This is a genomic window from Streptomyces sp. NPDC058289 (assembly GCF_042880975.1).
In the GTDB taxonomy this organism is placed as follows: domain Bacteria; phylum Actinomycetota; class Actinomycetes; order Streptomycetales; family Streptomycetaceae; genus Streptomyces; species Streptomyces stoeckheimensis.
In genome coordinates this window covers 1-17,711 of record NZ_JBHVYI010000004.1, presented here as the reverse complement: position 1 = coordinate 17,711, position 17,711 = coordinate 1, and the positions used below count along the sequence as shown (strand labels likewise).

General features: G+C 72.5%; 17 protein-coding genes. 9 read left to right on the top strand and 8 right to left on the bottom strand.

Translation table 11 applies throughout. The annotated features are described in order from the left end of the window. Positions 1-94 precede the first annotated feature (94 nt). Positions 95-1,201 carry an alpha/beta hydrolase-fold protein gene (locus ACFVX6_RS02765; protein WP_389687263.1) on the top strand — a complete coding sequence of 369 codons (1,107 nt, stop codon included), beginning with the start codon at positions 95-97 and terminating at the stop codon, positions 1,199-1,201. Between the two features lie 24 nt (positions 1,202-1,225). Here ACFVX6_RS02765 and ACFVX6_RS02760 read toward each other — a convergent pair whose 3' ends face one another. Next, complete coding sequence (locus ACFVX6_RS02760) at positions 1,226-2,206, bottom strand: ABC transporter ATP-binding protein (RefSeq protein ID WP_389687261.1); 981 nt, start codon at positions 2,204-2,206, stop codon at positions 1,226-1,228. Positions 2,207-2,339: 133 nt separating this feature from the next. On the opposite strand from ACFVX6_RS02760, the gene ACFVX6_RS02755 reads away from it, so the two are divergent. From ACFVX6_RS02755 to ACFVX6_RS02735, 5 genes are all read left to right on the top strand, one after another. After that, entirely contained in the window at positions 2,340-3,074 is a 735-nt protein-coding gene (locus tag ACFVX6_RS02755; RefSeq protein WP_389687259.1) for an ABC transporter permease, read from the top strand. Next, on the top strand, positions 3,074-3,739 hold the full coding sequence (locus tag ACFVX6_RS02750; RefSeq protein ID WP_389687257.1) for an ABC transporter permease: 666 nt from the start codon (positions 3,074-3,076) through the stop codon (positions 3,737-3,739). Before ACFVX6_RS02755 ends, ACFVX6_RS02750 begins: the two co-directional genes overlap by 1 nt. Before the next feature lie 57 nt (positions 3,740-3,796). After that, complete coding sequence (locus ACFVX6_RS02745; protein ID WP_389687255.1) at positions 3,797-4,789, top strand: ABC transporter substrate-binding protein; 993 nt, start codon at positions 3,797-3,799, stop codon at positions 4,787-4,789. A gap of 97 nt (positions 4,790-4,886) precedes the next feature. Further along, complete coding sequence (locus ACFVX6_RS02740) at positions 4,887-6,023, top strand: hypothetical protein (RefSeq protein WP_389687253.1); 1,137 nt, start codon at positions 4,887-4,889, stop codon at positions 6,021-6,023. 48 nt (positions 6,024-6,071) lie between these two features. Further along, a complete protein-coding gene (locus ACFVX6_RS02735; RefSeq protein WP_389687251.1) occupies positions 6,072-6,665 on the top strand; it encodes a hypothetical protein in 594 nt (197 codons plus the stop codon). A 15-nt stretch (positions 6,666-6,680) separates the two neighbouring features. Here the strand turns inward: ACFVX6_RS02735 and ACFVX6_RS02730 are convergent, their stop codons facing one another. Genes ACFVX6_RS02730 through ACFVX6_RS02720 form a run of 3 tightly spaced genes read right to left on the bottom strand, consistent with a single transcriptional unit; the run spans position 6,681 to position 9,044 of the window. Further along, positions 6,681-6,896, bottom strand: a complete 216-nt coding sequence (locus ACFVX6_RS02730) for a hypothetical protein (RefSeq protein WP_389687249.1) — start codon at positions 6,894-6,896, stop codon at positions 6,681-6,683. A gap of 52 nt (positions 6,897-6,948) precedes the next feature. Then, positions 6,949-7,857, bottom strand: a complete 909-nt coding sequence (locus ACFVX6_RS02725) for an arylamine N-acetyltransferase (protein WP_389687247.1) — start codon at positions 7,855-7,857, stop codon at positions 6,949-6,951. A gap of 44 nt (positions 7,858-7,901) precedes the next feature. After that, positions 7,902-9,044 carry an NADH-quinone oxidoreductase subunit D gene (locus tag ACFVX6_RS02720; protein ID WP_250754463.1) on the bottom strand — a complete coding sequence of 381 codons (1,143 nt, stop codon included), beginning with the start codon at positions 9,042-9,044 and terminating at the stop codon, positions 7,902-7,904. A 124-nt stretch (positions 9,045-9,168) separates the two neighbouring features. Between ACFVX6_RS02720 and ACFVX6_RS02715 the strand changes: the two genes are divergently transcribed. Both ACFVX6_RS02715 and ACFVX6_RS02710 read left to right on the top strand, forming a co-directional pair. Beyond that, entirely contained in the window at positions 9,169-9,660 is a 492-nt protein-coding gene (locus tag ACFVX6_RS02715; protein WP_389687244.1) for a PH domain-containing protein, read from the top strand. Then, the gene (locus ACFVX6_RS02710; RefSeq protein ID WP_389687242.1) at positions 9,657-11,060 is read left to right on the top strand and encodes a PH domain-containing protein; all 1,404 of its coding nucleotides are present in this window, start codon (positions 9,657-9,659) and stop codon (positions 11,058-11,060) included. The genes ACFVX6_RS02715 and ACFVX6_RS02710 overlap by 4 nt, the downstream gene beginning before the upstream one ends. Positions 11,061-11,122: 62 nt before the next feature. Here ACFVX6_RS02710 and ACFVX6_RS02705 read toward each other — a convergent pair whose 3' ends face one another. Beyond that, on the bottom strand, positions 11,123-11,818 hold the full coding sequence (locus ACFVX6_RS02705) for a response regulator transcription factor (RefSeq protein WP_266905934.1): 696 nt from the start codon (positions 11,816-11,818) through the stop codon (positions 11,123-11,125). Between the two features lie 2 nt (positions 11,819-11,820). Beyond that, entirely contained in the window at positions 11,821-13,020 is a 1,200-nt protein-coding gene (locus tag ACFVX6_RS02700) for a sensor histidine kinase (protein ID WP_389687239.1), read from the bottom strand. A 106-nt stretch (positions 13,021-13,126) separates the two neighbouring features. Between ACFVX6_RS02700 and ACFVX6_RS02695 the strand changes: the two genes are divergently transcribed. Then, positions 13,127-14,161, top strand: a complete 1,035-nt coding sequence (locus ACFVX6_RS02695; protein ID WP_389687237.1) for an SAM-dependent methyltransferase — start codon at positions 13,127-13,129, stop codon at positions 14,159-14,161. Between the two features lie 208 nt (positions 14,162-14,369). On the opposite strand, the gene ACFVX6_RS02690 is transcribed toward ACFVX6_RS02695, so the two are convergent. Together ACFVX6_RS02690 and ACFVX6_RS02685 are read right to left on the bottom strand one after the other, a co-directional pair. Further along, on the bottom strand, positions 14,370-15,926 hold the full coding sequence (locus ACFVX6_RS02690) for a M20/M25/M40 family metallo-hydrolase (RefSeq protein ID WP_389687235.1): 1,557 nt from the start codon (positions 15,924-15,926) through the stop codon (positions 14,370-14,372). Positions 15,927-16,285: 359 nt separating this feature from the next. Next, the gene (locus ACFVX6_RS02685; protein ID WP_389687233.1) at positions 16,286-17,410 is read right to left on the bottom strand and encodes a DUF5937 family protein; all 1,125 of its coding nucleotides are present in this window, start codon (positions 17,408-17,410) and stop codon (positions 16,286-16,288) included. Between the last annotated feature and the right edge of the window lie 301 nt (positions 17,411-17,711).

Genomic DNA, 17,711 nt, shown 5'->3' with positions numbered 1-17,711 from the left:
GTGGTGCGTCCACTAGGACGACATCGAGGGGGAGCGGGTTCACTCTTCCGTCGAGAAAAAACTAGTCCTGCCATAGAAAGTCGACTGACTGCTCATGGGTCTCACCAGTAATACGGTTCTGGCGCTGGCCATCCTCGCCGGTGTGCTGCTGTTCGCAGCCACGGTCTGGTTCTGGCCGAAGCTCTCGGGCCGCTCCTGGCGCTCGGTCCTCGGCCGGATCGGCCTCCTCCTGGCGACGCAGCTGGCGTTGTTCGCCGCGATCGGTCTCGCCGCGAACAAGTCGTTCCTCTTCTACGGGTCCTGGGCCGACCTCTTCGGCCAGGAGACGTCGATCGGCAAGGTCGTCGACCACTCGATGAGCAGCGACGACATCAAGGTCGTCGACAAGCAGCACCTCGACGTGCCCGGCGGCGCCAAGCCGCCGGTCGGCGGGCAGATCCTGAAGGTGTCCATAACCGGCGAGAAGTCGAAGATAACGACGACCGGCTTCGTGTGGCTGCCGCCGGAGTACTTCCAGCCGCAGTACGAGGACCAGAACTTCCCGGCCTCCATCGTCCTCACGGGTTACCCGGGCATGGCGGAGAACCTGATCAAAGGGCTGGACTACCCGATGACGGCCTTCAGGCAGGCCAAGACGGGCAAGATGAAGCCGATGATCCTGGTCATGCTCCGTCCGACCCCGGGCTCGCGCGACACCGAGTGCGTGGACATACCCGGTGGCCCGCAGACCGAGACCTTCTACGGCCAGGACCTCCCGCAGGCCATCCAGAGCACCTTCCGGGTCGGCAAGAAGCCCGAGAACATGGGCTTCATCGGGAACTCCACGGGCGGTTACTGCGCCCTGAAGATCGGCGCGCACTACCCGCAGACCTTCGGCGCCGCCGCGGGGCTGTCCGCGTACTACGAGGCCGCGGACGACCCGACGACCGGTGACCTCTTCCACGGGGACGACAAGCTGAAGGCCCGCGCGAACGTGCTGGAGGCCATCAAGGCGAAGCAGCCGACCGGTACGTCGTTCCTGGTCACCAGCAGCGAGAAGGGCGAGCCGAACCTCGCCGGCACGAAGAAGTTCATCAAGCTGGTCAAGGGCCCGGACCGGGTCTCCTCGATCATCCTCGACAGCGGCGGCCACAACTTCAACACCTGGCGCCGCGAGATCCCGCCGATGCTGGTGTGGATGAGCGGCAGGATCCAGGCGTAGGAGGGGCTGTTCGAGCGGGGTGGCTCAGGCCTCCTGCAGCCGGGCCCGGCGCAGCGCCCGGTGCACCCCTTCCGGGGTGAGTACGCCGATCAGCGCGCCGGAGTCGGGATCCGTGACCCCGATCCGGCCCGAGTCCTCCTGGAGCAGCAGCGCGAGCGCCTCGCGCAGACTGGCCCCCAGCGCCACTTCGGCGGTGGGGGCCTTTCCGTCGGCGGAGGCGAGGTCGGCGAGGTCGGTCAGGTCGGCCTGCGCCACGGCGGTGACCGCGAGCCGCTTCAGCCCGCGGTCGGCGCCGACGAAGCCGGCCACGTACTCGGTCGCCGGGGCGCCCAGCACCTGCGCCGGGCGGGCGAACTGCTCGATGGTGCCCGCTCCGTAGACCGCGATGCGGTCCCCGAGCCGGACGGCCTCCTCCAGATCGTGCGTGACCAGCAGGATCGTTTTGCGCACGGTCCGCTGGAGCGCCAGGAACTCGTTCTGCAGCCGCTCGCGCACCACCGGGTCCACCGCGCCGAACGGCTCGTCCATCAGCAGCACCGGCGGGTCGGCGGCGAGCGCCCGGGCCACGCCGACGCGCTGGCGCTGGCCGCCGGAGAGCTGTTCCGGGTAGCGACCCCCGTAGACGGCCGGGTCCAGCCCGACCAGGTCGAGGAGTTCCGCGGCCCGCGCGCGGGCCTTGGCCTTCGGGGTGCCGATGAGCTGCGGCACGGTGGCCGTGTTCTCCAGCACCGTCTTGTGCGGGAACAGCCCGACCTGCTGGATGACGTAGCCGATGCGCCGGCGCAGTTCGACCGGGTCGGCGGCGGCGATGTCCTCGCCGTTCAGCAGGATCCGGCCCGAGGTCGGCTCGATGAGCCGGTTGACCATCTTCATGGTGGTCGTCTTGCCGCAGCCGGACGGGCCCACCAGGGTGACCAGTTCTCCCTCGGCGACCTCGAAGGACAGGTCGGCGACGGCCGTGGTCCCGTCGGGGTAGCGCTTGGTCACTTGCTCGAATCGGATCACCCGGCCATCTTTCCCTACCCGCGGGGTCCGTTTGTGAAGGGCGTGTTGCCCGCGTGCGAAGGATTCCGGCCATTGTCCGTGCCGGGGGTTATGGTCGCTCCTACGTACGGTCGGTGACGGGGGGCGAGGAGCGATGGCCGGGCAGAGCTGCCTGGTGGCGAACGACTGGATCTGCTGGGAGTACGTCACCTCCCGCTCCCAGGAGCTCACCGACGCCACCCTCGAACACGTCTGGATCACGGGCGTGTCGGTGCTGATCGGCATCGCCGTGTCCGTCCCGCTCGCCCTGCTGGCCCGCCGCGGCCGCCACTGGGCGGCCCCCGTCCTGGGCATCACCACCCTGCTCTACACGGTCCCCTCGCTCGCCATGTTCTCCCTGCTGCTGCCGGTGTTCGGGCTGTCGGCGGCGCTGGTGGTGACCGGGCTGGTGCTGTATTCGCTGACCATCCTCGTGCGCAACGTGCTGGCCGGTCTCGAATCCGTGCCCGAGGACGTACGGGAAGCCGCGCGCGGGATGGGGTACGGCCCGGGCCGGTTGCTGTGGCAGGTCGAGCTGCCGCTGGCGCTGCCCGCCCTGCTGGCCGGCGTACGGATCGCGACCGTCTCCACGGTGGCGCTGACCACCGTCGGCTCCATCGTGGGCAAGGGCGGCCTCGGCAATCTCATCGCACCCGCCGTGAACAGCTCGTTCAAGGCCCAGGTGCTCACCGCCTCGGTGCTGTGCGTGCTCCTCGCGCTCGTCGCGGACCTGGCCCTGCTCGGCCTCCAGCGGCTGCTGACGCCCTGGACCCGAGTGACCCGGGCGAGCCGCCCGACCCGCGCCGCTCGCGCCGCGCGCACCGCCGACGTCAGCGGGGGAGCCGTCTGATGGGAGTGCTGGGACAGGCCTGGGACTGGCTGGCGGACGGGGCCAACTGGTCCGGGGAGAGCGGGGTCTGGCACCGCCTCGGCGAGCACGTGTACGTCAGCGGGATCGCCCTGGCCCTGGCCTGCGCGGTGGCCCTCCCGGTCGGACTGTGGCTGGGCCACCTCGGCAAGGGCGGCGGCCTCGCCGTCAACGTCTCCAACATCGGGCGGGCCGTCCCGGTCTTCGCGGTGCTGGCGCTGTTCATGGTCTCCCCGCTGCGGGGCGCCGGGTACGTGCCCACCATCGCCGCGCTGGTCCTCTTCGCCGTCCCGCCGCTGCTGACCAACGCCTACGTCGGCATGCGCGAGGTCGACCGCTCGGTGGTGGAGGCCGCCCGGGGCATGGGCATGTCCGGCCGCCAGCTCTTCTGGCGGGTGGAACTGCCGCTCGCGCGCGGCCTGGTGATGACGGGACTGCGCTCGGGAGCCGTCCAGGTCATCGCCACGGCCACCATCGCCGCCATGGTCGGCCAGGGCGGCCTCGGCCGGATCATCACCGCCGGCTTCAACACGTACAACACCCCGCAGGTCGTCGCGGGCGCCCTGCTGGTCGCCGCGCTGGCCCTGCTCGTGGAGGGCGCGCTGGTGGCGGCCGACCGGCTGCTGCCGGGCGCGGCCACCCGCTGAGCGGGCCCCGGCACGTCGGCCCACCCCTTGTTGGCCCACCCCTTGAAGGAGATTGAGATGAGCAAGTCCACGCGCGCCCTCGGCGCGGCCCTGGGTGCCGTCGCCCTGACCGCATCGCTCGCCGCGTGCGGCGGCGACAGCCTGGAGAAGAGCAAGGACGGGGGCTCCTCCGCCGCCGCCTCCGGGTCGTCCGAGGGCGGCAAGGGCGGCAAGCTGGTGATCGGAGCCGCCGGCTTCACCGAGTCCAACGTGCTGGCCGAGCTGTACGCGCAGGTCCTGGGGGACGCCGGCTACGACACGTCGATCACCACGGTCAACAACCGCGAGCTGTACGAACCGTCGCTGGAGAAGGGCGAGATTGACGTCGTCCCGGAGTACGCGGCGACCCTCGCGGAGTTCCTCAACGCCAAGGTGAACGGTTCCAAGGCGCCGACGGAGAAGCCGGTCGCGTCGAGCGATGTGACGGCGACGGTGGCGGCCCTGGAGAAGCTGGCGGGCCCGCTCGGCCTGAAGGCGCTGCCCGCGGGCTCGGCGGTCGACCAGAACGCCTTCGCGGTGAGCAAGGAATTCGCCACGAAGAACAATCTCAAGACCCTTTCCGATCTGGGCAAGTCCGGTCTGAAGGTGAAGATCGCGGCCGGTGACGAATGCGCGGTGCGGCCCTTCTGCGCACCCGGATTGAAGACGACATACGGAATCGATGTTTCCGGTATCGACCCCAAGGGCGTCGGAACCCCGCAGGCCAAGCAGGCGGTCAAGGACGGCGCGGACCAGCTCGTCCTCACCACCACCACGGACGCCACCCTCGACAGCTTCGGCCTGGTCCTGCTGGAGGACGACAAGAAGCTCCAGAACGCCGACAACGTGCTCCCGGTGGTCAACGCCAAGGACGCCGGCGCCCCCGAGATCGCGGCCGCCCTCGACAAGATCACCAAGGCGCTCACCACGGCCGATCTGGTCGAGCTGAACCGCAAGGTCGACGCCGAGCGCGCCAAGCCGGCGGATGTCGCGAAGGCCTATCTGGAGTCCAAGGGCCTTCTGAAGAAGTAGGAGTTGCGCCTTTCGTGCGGGACGTGCGGTAACTGCTCGGAAACAGATTCCCGGGCGGCTACCCCACACCCTGTCCACGCCCTGTAAATTTCAGGCCATGCCCCGTGGACGCCACCGCAATCCCGAACCTCTTCACCGGCTCCTCACGCCGACGGCCGTCGCCGGTGTGTCCGTTGCCGGCGCCGGCGCCGCCTGGCTGCTCGCGGAACCGATGGCGCTGCGCCTGCTCGTGGCGCTCACCGCGGCCGCCGGGCTGGCCGGCGCCGTCGTCATGCGCTCGTGGGACCTGGCGGCCGGCCGCCGGGTCACCGAGCTCGGGCGCGAGCGGGTCAAGGACGAGTGGCGCACGGACGAGCGGATAGCCGAGCTCGAATCCGACCTCGAAGAGGCCCGGGTGCTGCGCGGCAAGCTCGACGCCAAACTGCGCGCCAAGCGGGTCGAACTCGCGGGCCTGCGCGGGGAGCACGCCTCGCTGCTGCGCCGGTACGCCACCGCCGAGACCGAGCGGGCGAGCGCCCTGGAGGGGCGCCGGCTGCTGGCCATCGAGGCCGCGGCCCCGGCCGCTTCCGCCGCCCCGGCCCCGGGTCCCAAGGAACTTCCCGCGGTCTCCGAAGAGCGCACCAGCGCCGGTGCGGCCACCTCGGTGGGCTTCGCCCGCGCCCACGCCGCGCTGGCGGCGCTCGCCGGCAAGGCGGCCGAGCAGGCCAAGGCCGCCGCGTCCGCCCCGCAGGCCCGGACCGGCCCCACCGCTCTGCCCGCCGCCCCCACTGCTCCCGCGCTCCCCGCCGGCCCGGCTGCTCCCGCCGCCCCGGCGAAGCCCGCCGAGCTGGAGGCACACGCCCGCCCCGCGCTCACCGGCCCGGTACCCGCGGGCCCGGCGGCCGCCGTCCCCGCGCGCCGGCTCGCGGCCGCGGTGGCCCCGTACGCCGCTCAGCGCCGACCGGCCTCCCGCGTCGAGGGCGGCTTCGACTTCTTCGGTACGAAGACCGCGGCGCAGGCCCGCGCGGTCATCGAGTCCGTGCAGAACGAGGACCTCGCCGACGTCGTCGGCGCGGAGGCCCTCGCCGTCCACAAGGCGGAGGCCGCCCAGGGCGCGACGGAGCCGGCGGCCCTCGTCGACACCGCCAAGGCGGCCACCGCCGAGACCCGCGCCGTGGGCCAGGTCATCGACCTGACCGCCCACGACGAGACCGAGCCGATCGACGTGGTCCAGCTGCGCACCGCGATCTCTTAGTCCGGCTCCGGTCTCTTTGGCGCGGCCGACTATCCGGGGGGATGAGGCATGGCAGAAGCCGAGCACACAGGCGTCGAGCACTCAGGCGTCGAGCACACCGGGGCCGCGGACGCGGCGGACGCACGGGGGCGGCGCATCCGTCGCTCCGCGGTCTTCGGCGCGTGCGCCATGGGAGGTCTGTTCGCCGCGAAGATCTCGCTCGCGTCGTTCGCCGCATCGTTCTCCTGGGAGCTCACCGCGGTGCTCGCCGTCGCGTTCGGGGTGCTCGGGGCGTGTGCCGGTGCCCGGCTGGGACGGGTGGACGGGGTCCGTGAGGTGGCGCTGGAGCCGGGGGAGATCGTGCTGAGTGCCTTCGCCGTCCGTCCGTTGATGTGGGAGGGCCGCCCCACGCGGCACCACGACATCGAACGCTTCGAGCTGCGAGTGACCACTCGGGGGCTCCAGCTCTGGGACCGGTCCGATCAGCTCTGGAACCACCCCTGGGGGTCCCTGCGCCTGACGGCCGACGAGCAGGGCGTGGTGCTCGTCCACCACGAGGAGCAGCTGATCGAGGAATTGCGGGTGGACACCCCCCTGGAGGGTTCGCCGGCCGGGCTGATCCTCGCCGCGGAAAGAATGCGTGCCCGCGCCCGCCACCGGTGACGGGGCCCGGACTCCCTAGAACAGCGGGAGTTGCCCCGGGAGCGGGGACAGGGCGAAGCCGTCCAGGGTGGGGGCGCAGGCGCCGAGGGTCACTCGGGCGCGGGAGCCGGGGCAGGAGACGAGGTCCCCGCGGCCCCGCCCGGCCGGCGGGTCGTGGCGGGCGATCCGCCCGGCGGTGACGGCGCAGTCGCGGCCGCAGGTGGGGCAGGCCCGGCGGGGTGAGAGGGACATCCCCCAAGTCTGCCCTGCCGCTCGGACATCGGCCCGTCCGGCCGCTCCGGGGTCAGCCCTCGCGGCCGGCCGCCCAGCTCTCGTGGGCCCGGCTCACCCGTGTCCACAGGGCCGTGCGGTCCGTCGGGGTCAGGTCGTCGAGCGCGCGGCCGAAGACGCCCTCCAGCGCGGCGTAGAACTCCTCCGGGCCGTCGAGCACCCGCTCCGTGTTCCCCTTCGCCGGGTCGATCCGGCTCAGCACCCGTCCCCGCAGGGCGTCGATGCCGTCCGCGTCGCGGCGCAGGGCCGCGAAGGTCCGTACGAAACCGGAGTCCGCGGAGGTCGACAGCCGGACGTGCTCGGCCTCGAAGCCGGTTGCTCCCGCCGTCCCGGCGGGCTCCGCGCGGAAGTTCACGAGCGGGGCGGAGCTGCCCGGGTGGCGGTAGAGCCAGCCCGATCCGGGCAGTCGCTCCAGGGAGTAGGCGAAGGCCCCCTGGCGGTACGGGCCTTCGCGCAGCGGCAGCGGCTCGTACGGGCCGTCTCCGAGCCCGGCGTCCACGTAGTAGACGCCGTCCCCGTCGGCCGCCGCCCCCGGCACGCGGACGGTGAGCGCCAGGTGGTCTCCGCTCACGCCCCGCAGGGCGTCTTCGGACTGGGATTCCTTGTACACGCCGCCCACGTGGCGGGTGACCTCGTAGCCGAGGTGGTCGAGGAGCGCGGCGAGGGCCCCGTTGAGGTGGAAGCAGTAGCCGCCGCGTCCGGCGGCGAAGCGGCGTGCCGACAGCTCGGGGTCGATACCGGGGGCGCGGCCGAGCTGGATGTCGACGTTCTCGTACGGGACGCGCTCCAGGTGCGCCCGCTGGAGGGCGAACAGCCCCTCGACGGACGGCGCACCGGGGGCCTCGATGCCGAGCCGCCGCAGGTAGGCGGCGTATATGGCGCCTGCGTCGGCGTGCGGGCCTGCTGCTGTGCCGGAGGTCATGCGGGCAGCCTAGGCCGCGGGTAGGACAGTGACCGCCGGGCGGGTCACTTGTCGATGTCGCCGACGACGAAGAACAGCGAGCCGAGGATCGAGACCATGTCCGCGACCAGCTGCCCGGGGAGCAGCACCGCGAGCGCCTGGATGTTGTTGTACGAGGCCGAGCGCAGCTTGAGCCGGTACGGGGTCTTCTCGCCCTTGGAGACCAGGTAGTAGCCGTTGATGCCGAGGGGGTTCTCGGTCCACGCGTACGTCTCGCCCTCGGGGGCCTTCAGCACCTTCGGCAGCCGCTGGTTGATCGGTCCGGGTGCCAGCTCCGCCATCCGGTCCAGACAGGCGACCGCGATGTCCAGCGCGTTGTGGGTCTGCTCCAGCAGGACCTCGAAGCGGGCCAGGCAGTCGCCCTCGGTGCGGGTGACGACCTTCAGGACGTCCTGGAGCTCGCCGTAGGCGAGGTACGGCTCGTCGCGGCGCAGGTCGAAGTCGACGCCGGAGGCGCGGGCGATCGGGCCGGAGACCCCGTACGCGTGCACGGCCTCGGCGGACAGGACGCCGACGCCGCGGGTGCGGGCGCGGAAGATCTCGTTGCCGCGCACCAGGTCGTCGTAGACGTGCATGCGCGTGTTGACGTCGGCGATGGCGGCGCGGGCCCGGCCCAGCCAGCCGGCGGGCAGGTCCTCCTTGAGGCCGCCGACGCGGTTGAACATGTAGTGCATGCGGCCGCCGGAGATCTCCTCCATGACGGCCTGGAGCTCCTCGCGCTCGCGGAACGCGTGGAAGATCGGGGTGATCCCGCCCAGCTCCAGCGGGTACGAGCCGAGGAACATCAGGTGGTTCAGGACCCGGTTCAGCTCGGCGAGCAGGGTCCGCATCCACACGGCCCGCTCGGGCACCTCCATGCCGAGCATCCGCTCGACGGCCATGACCACGCCCAGCTCGTTGGAGAACGCGGACAGCCAGTCGTGGCGGTTCGCGAGCATCACGATCTGGCGGTAGTCGCGGGCCTCGAAGAGCTTCTCGGCGCCGCGGTGCATGTAGCCGACCACCGGCTCGGCGCTGACGATGCGCTCGCCGTCCAGGACGAGGCGCAGGCGCAGCACGCCGTGCGTGGAGGGGTGCTGGGGGCCGATGTTGAGCACCATGTCGGTGCTCTCCGCCGCGCCGCCGATGCCGACCGTGGTCTCCGTCATGGCGGCATTGTCTCAGCCTGCGGGGGCGGCTCGTGGCTCGGTCCGGATTCCGGATCGGGGAGCGGCGGCCGACCGGCGCCGCAAGCCCGGTCCGGGAGACGGGACGCGCCCCTAGGGTGGGGGGATGGACACGGGGACAGAGGGACGGGCGGGTCTGCCCGAGTGGGTGGGGCTGCCGGGTGGGCTGCTGACGCTGCGCAGGCTGGTGCTGGTGCTGTGGATGTCCCTCTTCACGGTGGCGACGGCCGTCGTGCTGGGGCTGACCGCCGGGCCGGGATGGGCGGCGCTCGGCGGAGTGTGGCTCGCGGTCCTGGCCTGGGGCTGGGTGATGCTCGGACGGAACTGGCGGTCCTGGCGGTACGCGGAGCGCGCGGACGACCTGCTGATCAGCCGGGGCGTGATGTGGCGCGAGCAGACCGTGGTCCCGTACGGGCGGATGCAGCTGGTGGAGGTCACCTCGGGCCCCCTCGAGCGCCGCTTCGGACTGGCCTCCGTACAGCTCCACACGGCCGCAGCGGCCACCGACGCAAGGATCCCCGGACTCGCGCCCGAGGAGGCGGAACGGCTGCGCGACCGGCTGACGGAGCTCGGCGAGGCAAGGTCGGCGGGACTGTGACGCCGCCGGTGGGGGCCGGGGCGGGGCCCGAGCGCGACCCCGGGACCGCTGCCGAGGCCGGCACCGCCGCGGTCGGGGCGGCGTCCCGCGCGCCGGACGCCGGCGGGTCCGGGCAGGAGCGGCGGCTGCATTTCCTCACCCCGCTGCGCCGGGCCTGGGTGCCGATCGCCGCGACCATCGGCATCGTCGCCCAGCAGGGCGAGAACGTCACCGATTGGGTGACGGCCGTCTCCACCGCCCTGCGGGTCCTCGGGCTGGCCGCGCTGGTCGTCGTCTTCGGCGCGTACGGCTTCCTCAGTTGGTGGTTCACGCACTACGCCGTCACCGACACCGAACTGCGCATCCGCAGCGGCCTCCTCTTCCGCCGCACCGCGCACATCCGCCTCGACCGGATCCAGGCGGTGGACGTCACCCGCCCCCTGCTGGCCCGCATCGCGGGCGTCGCCAAGCTGCGGCTCGACGTCATCGGCACCGAGGCGAAGGACGAGCTGGCCTTCCTCGCGGAGAAGGACGCCGTCTCGCTCCGCGCCGAGCTGCTGGCCCGCGCGGCCGGCTTCGCCCCGGCCGAGGCCCCGCTCCTGGGCGAGGCCCCCGAGCGGGAGCTGCTCCGGGTGGGGCCGCGCGATCTGGTGATGTCCCTGCTCCTCACCCTGACCACCTGGGCGATCCTCGCCGGCGGGATCGCGGGCCCCTCGCTGGTGTGGTGGTTCAGCTCCAGCCCGTGGGTGGCCATGGCCACCCTGCTCCCGGTGCTGGGGGCGATGTGGGCGGGGAGCGCCGGCCGCTTCCTCGCCGAGTACGACTGGCGGGTCGCCGAGTCCCCCGACGGGCTCCGGCTCGATCACGGAATGCTGGACCGCGCCCACGAGACGGTGCCGCCGGGGCGGGTGCAGACCGTACGGATCGTCGAGCCGCTGCTGTGGCGCCGGCGCGGCTGGGTCCGGGTGGAGCTGGCGGTGGCCGGCTCCAAGAACAACGTCCTGGTGCCGGTGGCCACCCGGGCCGCCGCCCACGCCGTCGTCGCTCGGGTGCTGCCCGGCGTCGACCTCGGGGGCCTCGTCTTCGAGCCCTCGCCCCGGAGCGGATCGCGCTGGGTGGTTCCGGTGTGGTGGAAGGGGTACGGCCTGGCCGTCTCCGCGGACGTGTTCGCCGCCCGCCACGGCCGCCTGTGCCGGCGTACGGAGATCGTCCCGCACGCCAAGGTGCAAAGCGTGCGGCTGTCCCAGGGCCCCTGGGAGCGTGCCCGCGGGGTGGCCGACGTCCACGTGGACACCGGCGCGAACGGCACGGTCACGGCCCGCCTGCGCGCCGCGGCCGAGGCCGCCGAACTGCTCCACGCCCAGTCGGCCCGCTCCCGCACCTCCCGGGCCGCGGCCCGCCCGGACCGCTGGATGACCTGAGGGCCGGGCGGGCACGCGGTCCGCGGTGGGGCGAGCCTGCTCCGCCTCCGCCGGGGGTGGGGCTACGCGGCCCCGCCACCGCCCGCGCGGACCAGACCGGTCTCGTACGCCAGGACCACGACCTGGACCCGGTCGCGCAGGTTCAGCTTGGTCAGGATGCGGCCCACGTGGGTCTTGACCGTGGCCTCCGACAGGACCAGGCGGGCGGCGATCTCGCCGTTCGACAGGCCCTGGGCGACCAGCAGCATGACCTCGCGCTCGCGCTCCGTCAGCCGCTCGACGTCCTTGTTCCGCGGCTCCGCCGACGTCGACGGCAGCATCGGTGCGAACCGGTCCAGCAGCCGGCGCGTCGTCGACGGGGCGACGACCGCGTCGCCGCTGTGCACCGAGCGGATCGCGGCCAGCAGCTCGCCCGGCGGGACGTCCTTGAGCATGAACCCGCTCGCGCCCGCCTTCAGGCCCGAGAAGGCGTACTCGTCGAGGTCGAAGGTGGTCAGGATGATGACCTTGGGGTGTTCCTCGGGCTCGCAGATGCGGCGCGTCGCCTCGACCCCGTCGAGCCGGGGCATGCGTACGTCCATCAGCACCACGTCCACCTTGGTGGCCCGCAGCACCTCCAGCGCCTCCAGGCCGTCGCCGGCCTCGGCGACGACCTCCATGTCGGGCTGTGCGGCGAGCACCATCCGGAAACCGGTGCGCAGCAGTACTTGGTCGTCGACCAGCATCACGCGGATGGAGGGGCCGGTGGGGAAGGACATGGTCACCTTTTCTTCAGGGGGAGCAGGGCGCTGATCCGGAAGCCGCCACCGGGCCGGGGGCCCGCGTCGAGGGTGCCCCCGACCATACCGATGCGTTCGCGCATGCCGATCAGCCCGTGTCCGGCGCCGTCCGCGCCGCCGTCCGTGTACAACTCGTGGGCCGCGCCCCGGCCGTCGTCCTCGACGAGCAGGCCGAGCCCGTCGTCGAAGTAGACGAGTCGGACGCTGGCCTTCGCGGCGGGGCCGCCGTGCTTGCGCGTGTTCGTCAGCGCTTCCTGGACGATCCGGTACGCCGTCAGCTCCACGCCGCTGGGCAGCTTGCGCGGGGCGCCCTCGACCTCGAAGTCCACGGCGAGCCCGGCCGCCCGTACCTGCTCGACCAGCACCTCGATCTGCTCCACGTCGGGCTGCGGCACGTAGTCCTCGGACTCCTGCGGCTCGCCGGTGCGCAGGACGCCGAGCAGGCGGCGCATCTCGGCGAGGGCCAGGCGCCCGGTGCCGGAGATCGTCTGCAGGGCCTCCTTGGCCTGCTCGGGGGCCGCGTCCATCACGTAGGCGGCGCCGTCGGCCTGGACCACCATCACCGAGACGTTGTGCGCCACGACGTCGTGCAGCTCGCGGGCGATCCGGGCCCGCTCGGCGGCGACGGCCACCTTGGCCTGGGCCGCGCGCTCCTTCTCCAGGCGCTGGTTGCGTTCGACGAGCTGGGCGTAATAGGCCCGGCGGGTGCGCAGGGAGTCGCCCATCACCCAGGCGAGGGCGAAGGGGACCATCAGGAACATGACGAAGAGGATGCTCTCGACGCCCGAGACCCCCTTGTCCACGCCGATGCGCAGGAAGTACAGGGGGGACGCGAGCAGCCCCCAGCCGAGGGCGGTGCGCGAGACCCAGCGCGGCACGTCGGAGGCGGCGACCGTGAAGAGGACGACGAGCATCGCGAAGTCGTAGAAGTTCGCCTCCGCGCCGATGGCCAGTTGGTAGAGGCCGGTGGCGACGGTGAGCCAGAAGACCGGGACGGTCCACTTGCGGCGCAGCGCGACGGCGCTGCTCAGCGCCACCACACAGGGGGTGGCGAGCAGTGCGGCGCCGGTGCCTTCGTGCATCGAGGCGACGACGGCCATCGAGAACCCGAAGAAGAGGACAGCCCAGAAGCTGTCGACGCCCGTCGGGTGTCTGCGGAGGAAATCGTAGAGGCGCTGCACGTAACCCAGAGTAGGGACAGCCGATAGGTGCTGGAGTCAACCAGAGGGGCGATCCGTGCGAGACGCGAGTACTACCGGAGGTGGAGGCGACCATAACCTTTCAGCGATGAGCACTCAGGGTGAAGGCACGGCGCAGGCGGGTCCGGTCCGCTGGCGGACGGCGATGGAGCGGGCGCTGTACGGCCCCGACGGCTTCTACGTACGCCCCGGCGGGCCCGGCCCCGCAGGGCATTTCCGCACGTCCGTGCATGCCTCGCCGCTCTACGCGCAGGCCGTGGCCCGGCTGCTCCTGTGGGTGGACGGGGAGCTCGGCCGCCCGGAGGAGCTGGACCTGGTCGACGTAGGGGCCGGACGCGGGGAGCTGCTGGCCGGGGTGCTGACGGCGCTGCCGCCGGAGACGGCCGCGCGGGTGCGGCCGTACGGGGTGGAACGCGCGCAGCGGCCCGCAGGGCTCGACGGGCGGATCCGCTGGGTGAGCGAGCCGCCCCGGGGGACCCGGGGGCTGCTCTTCGCCAACGAGTGGCTCGACAACGTACCGCTGGACCTCGCGGAGGGCGGGCGCTACGTGGAGGTCGCGCGGGACGGTACGGAGCGTCCGGGCGGCCCCTTGGACGGGGCGGACCGGGCCTGGGTGGAGCGGTGGTGGCCGGAGGCGGGCGCGGGCGCGGAGTCGGGTGCGGAGTCGGGCGCCGGGGCGGGCGCGGGCGCGGGCCGGGCGGAGATCGGCCGGCCCCGCGACGAGGCCTGGGCCGGGGCCGTCGCGACCGTGGAGCGCGGGCTCGCGGTCGCGGTGGACTACGCCCACACCCGGGAGGCCCGGCCGCCCTTCGGGACGCTGACCGGATTCCGCGCCGGGCGGGAGACCGCCCCCGTGCCGGACGGGAGCTGCGACGTCACCGCGCACGTGGCGCTCGACGCGTGCGCGGGGCCGGGGGCGGTGCTGCTGAGCCAGCGGGACGCGCTGGCGGCCCTCGGCGTCTCGGGGGCCCGGCCCCCGCTGGCCCTGGCCTCCACCGACCCGGTGGCGTACGTCCGGGCGCTGTCCCGTGCGGGGGAGGCCGCGGAACTCACCGCGCGGGGTGGCCTCGGCGACTTCGGCTGGCTGGTCCAGCCGGTGGGGGTGGCCCCCTGGCCGGGCTAGGGCACTGCCGCTGCGCGGGGCCGTCCCCTACCCGCCCTTCCACCGTTCCCTGGGGCTCCGCCCCAGACCCCGCTCCTCAAACGCCGGAGGGGCTGGATTTTGGCCGACGTCCGGGAGTCGGCCCCCGGGGAACGGGCGAAGGGCGGGTAGGGGACTCGGCGCCGCGCAGCGGCCGTCCCCCACCCGCCCCCCTTGCCCTCGGGACGGACTACTCCGTGGCGTCGACGTGGTCGTGGCCCTCGTGGAGGCCACCCCCACTGCCTCCGCCATTGCTCGGCTCCGAGACGACGGGCCGACCCAGCGGCGCCAGGTCATACGCGTAGTGACCCACCGCGTCCGCGATGACGTCGACGTTGATGTCGAGCGCCTTCTGGTCGATGTTCGCCAGGGTGTCGCCCTTGCCGTGGTAGTTCACGTCGTACGCGACCCCGGCCTGCCCGCCGAACTTCGCCGCCTGCTCGGGCGTCTTGATGCCCTCGGCGCCCGTGAACGTACCGCCCGAGGGGATGCCGACCGCGATGAACGGGCCGTAGTCCGAGCGGCCCGAGAAGTCGGTGCCCTCGCGCGGGATGCTCTTGGAGTCGAGGAAGTCGTTGATCCCCTTCTCCAGCTGCGCCGAGCCCTCCGGGCCGGGGCCCGAGCCGACCTTGTCCGAGTCGTCGCCGTCGTAGACGAAGTACGCGGCGTTCGGCGAGGCGATCATGTCGAAGTTCAAGTAGAGCTTGATCTTCTTCTTCTGCTCCTCCGTCAGCCCGTCGACGTACGCCTCGGAGCCGAGCAGGCCGAACTCCTCCGCCGACCACCAGGCGAACTTGACCTTGTTCTTGATCTTCGTCTGGCTGCTCGCGAGCTTCTGCGCGACCTGGAGGATGCCGGCCGAGCCGGAGCCGTTGTCGTTGATGCCCGGGCCCGCCGCGACGGAGTCGAGGTGCGCACCGAGGAAGACGGTGTTGTTCTCGTCGCCGCCGCGCGTCTCCGCGACGACGTTGTACGTCTTGCGGTTCTCCCGGAACTCGCGGATGTCGAGGGTGACCTCGACCGGTCCCGCGGCCGCGTCGGCTGCGAGCCGCTGGCCCTCGGCCAGCGTGACGCCGCCGGTCGGGATCTTGCCCGCGTCGGCCGAGCCTATGGTGCCGTTCAGGGCGCCCTCGGCGTTGTTGTAGATCACCGCACCGACCGCGCCGGCCGTCGCCGCGTTCTGCTGCTTGACCGCGAAGGCGCAGCCGCCGCGCTTGATCAGCGCGACCTTGCCCGTGAAGGCGCCCGCGGCGAAGTCGGCGGGCTCGCAGCCGTTGGTGCCGTCGGCGTCGACCGGGGCGACGGCGATCTGCGCCGTCACGCCGTTCGCCGGGCCGCTGGCGGTGTACGTCATCAGCTTGATCGGGACGTCGCGGCCGGCCGGGCCGTTGACCTTCAGGGTCTCGGCGACCGTCTCGACGTACACGAACTCGAACTCGTTCTTGGTGACCTTGTATCCGGCCGCGCGCATGACGAGCTCGACGTACTGGGCCGACTGGACGTGGCCCTTGGAACCCGCCACACGGGTGCCCTTGTTGTAGTCGGCGATGGCCTGGAAGACCTTCAGGTGGTTGTTGGCACCCTTGCCGGTGGAGTCCTTGACCAGCTTTCGGGCCAGTGCATCACCCCGGGCGGCGTCGCTCTGCGGGCTGCCGGTGGCTCCGGCCGGTCCGGCGAGGAGCAGCGGGGAGACGAGGGCCGCGGCCGCCAGGGCGGCGGTGGCTGCGGCTATACGGCGTGAGGGCATGAAAGTCCTTCCACGGCAGATGCGCGAGCGCATGCGTATGGCGTTTCGGCGTAGGGCGTGGGGTGTACGAGGGTGCGGCGTGCGGGGGTGCGGCGTACGGAGGTGTGGGGACGCGGACGCAGACGCAGGTCAGGTGCGTTGCGCCGAGTGGGGGAGCGGGGAGCGGTGGACGCACGTTAGACATCAAGTGGCGCCCATGGCCAGACTTTTCACTGATTCCGGTTTGTGAAATCCGTATATCGGAGCATCTGAGCCGTCGCATTCAGGCCAGTGCCCGTGTCTGCCCGTTCTCCGTGCCGGGCCCGGCCCACCGAACTGCCGCAAGACTGCCGCGGAGTCGCCGCAGGGATGGTGCAGGCCTAGCGCAGGATGCCCTCGATGAAGTCGGATCCGATCCGCGCGACCGTCGCCAGATCCAGCTGGTGCTGGACGTACCGGCCTTGGCGGCGGGTCTGGATCAGCCCGGCCTTCTTCAGCACCGTCAGATGGCGGGACACCTCCGGGGCGGTGATCCCGTGCGCGGCCGCCAACTCGCCGGTCGTGTACGGGGCGCGCGCCAGATTGCGGCACAGCATCATCCGCATCGGATGGGCCAGTGCCTCCATGCGCCGCTGCATCAGCTCCACCGACCCCGGGGAGGAGGCCAGTTCGGGAGAGCCGAGCGGGTAGTGGATCACCGGACGCCAGCCGGGTGCGTGCAGCACCAGCAGGTGGGGCCAGCCGAAGTTCGTGGGCACGAACAGCAGGCCGTCGCCTATTCGGGGATCGGTCGCGGTCGTGGACCCGTGGACCATCTTGTCCACCGTGACGGTGGTCAGCCCCTCGTCGACGCTCAGCGCCGAGGAGACCTCCTTCAGCACGGCCGGCAGCCCCTTGCGCCGCAGCACCTCCGTCTTGTGCCGGGCGTCCGCGCTCTGGCGGGGCCCGACCCGGCGCCAGGTCTCCGCGAAGAAGGCCTCGTCGCAGTCCTCCATCAGCCGGCGCAGCCAGACCCGGACACCGGCGGTGTCGTCGAGCACCCGTACGGCGAAGGCCAACTGCTGCGGCCCGCGGGCGGAGGCCGTCTCCAGGGCCTTCGACCGGGCGAGCGGATCCGCGAGCGGGGACGGCCCGCCGCCTTCGTTGTAGAGGCCCAGCCGGCAGTGCTCCAGGGCGGCCGTCACGAACCGCTCGTCGTCCAGCCGGTCGAGTACGTCGAGCTCGGCGGCCAGGGTGGCGGCGGGCAGCCCGGACCCGCCGGGAATCCCGGCGAAGGCCATGAACAGATCGGCGAAGGAGCTGCGCCACATGAAATCGCCCTCCAGCAGCCGGTCCGCGAGGTCCGGATCGAGCGCGGCGGCGGTGGTGGAGGTCCATGAGGCGAGCCCGGGGTGATGGCCGGGCTGGGAGAGCGCGTGCAACGCCATGCAGAGCTCTGCGAGGGGGGACGGCGCGAAGCCGATCCGTTCCGCGGGGAGCCCGGTGATGTCGATGGTGACGCTCATCGGATCATTCTGCCGCCGTGCGGCCCACCCGGCCGCCAGGCCACGCGCCCTTCGCCCACCCGGCGGATCCCCGGGCCGGGGGCCCCGGATTCGCAGCCGTGCGGCGCCGTTGCCGGGGACCGGTCCCCGGGCCCCTGCGCCTCAAACGCCGGCGGGGCTGGGGTGTGGTCGGTCTGTGCGCCGGCTGCGGAGGGTGGGTCGGTGCCGGGGCCGGGGTGGGGTGTCGGCCTGGACTGCATGATTTAGGCGCCCCGTGCCCTACGTGGACGGGGCGCGGCGTGCTCCGGCGCCACACATCACC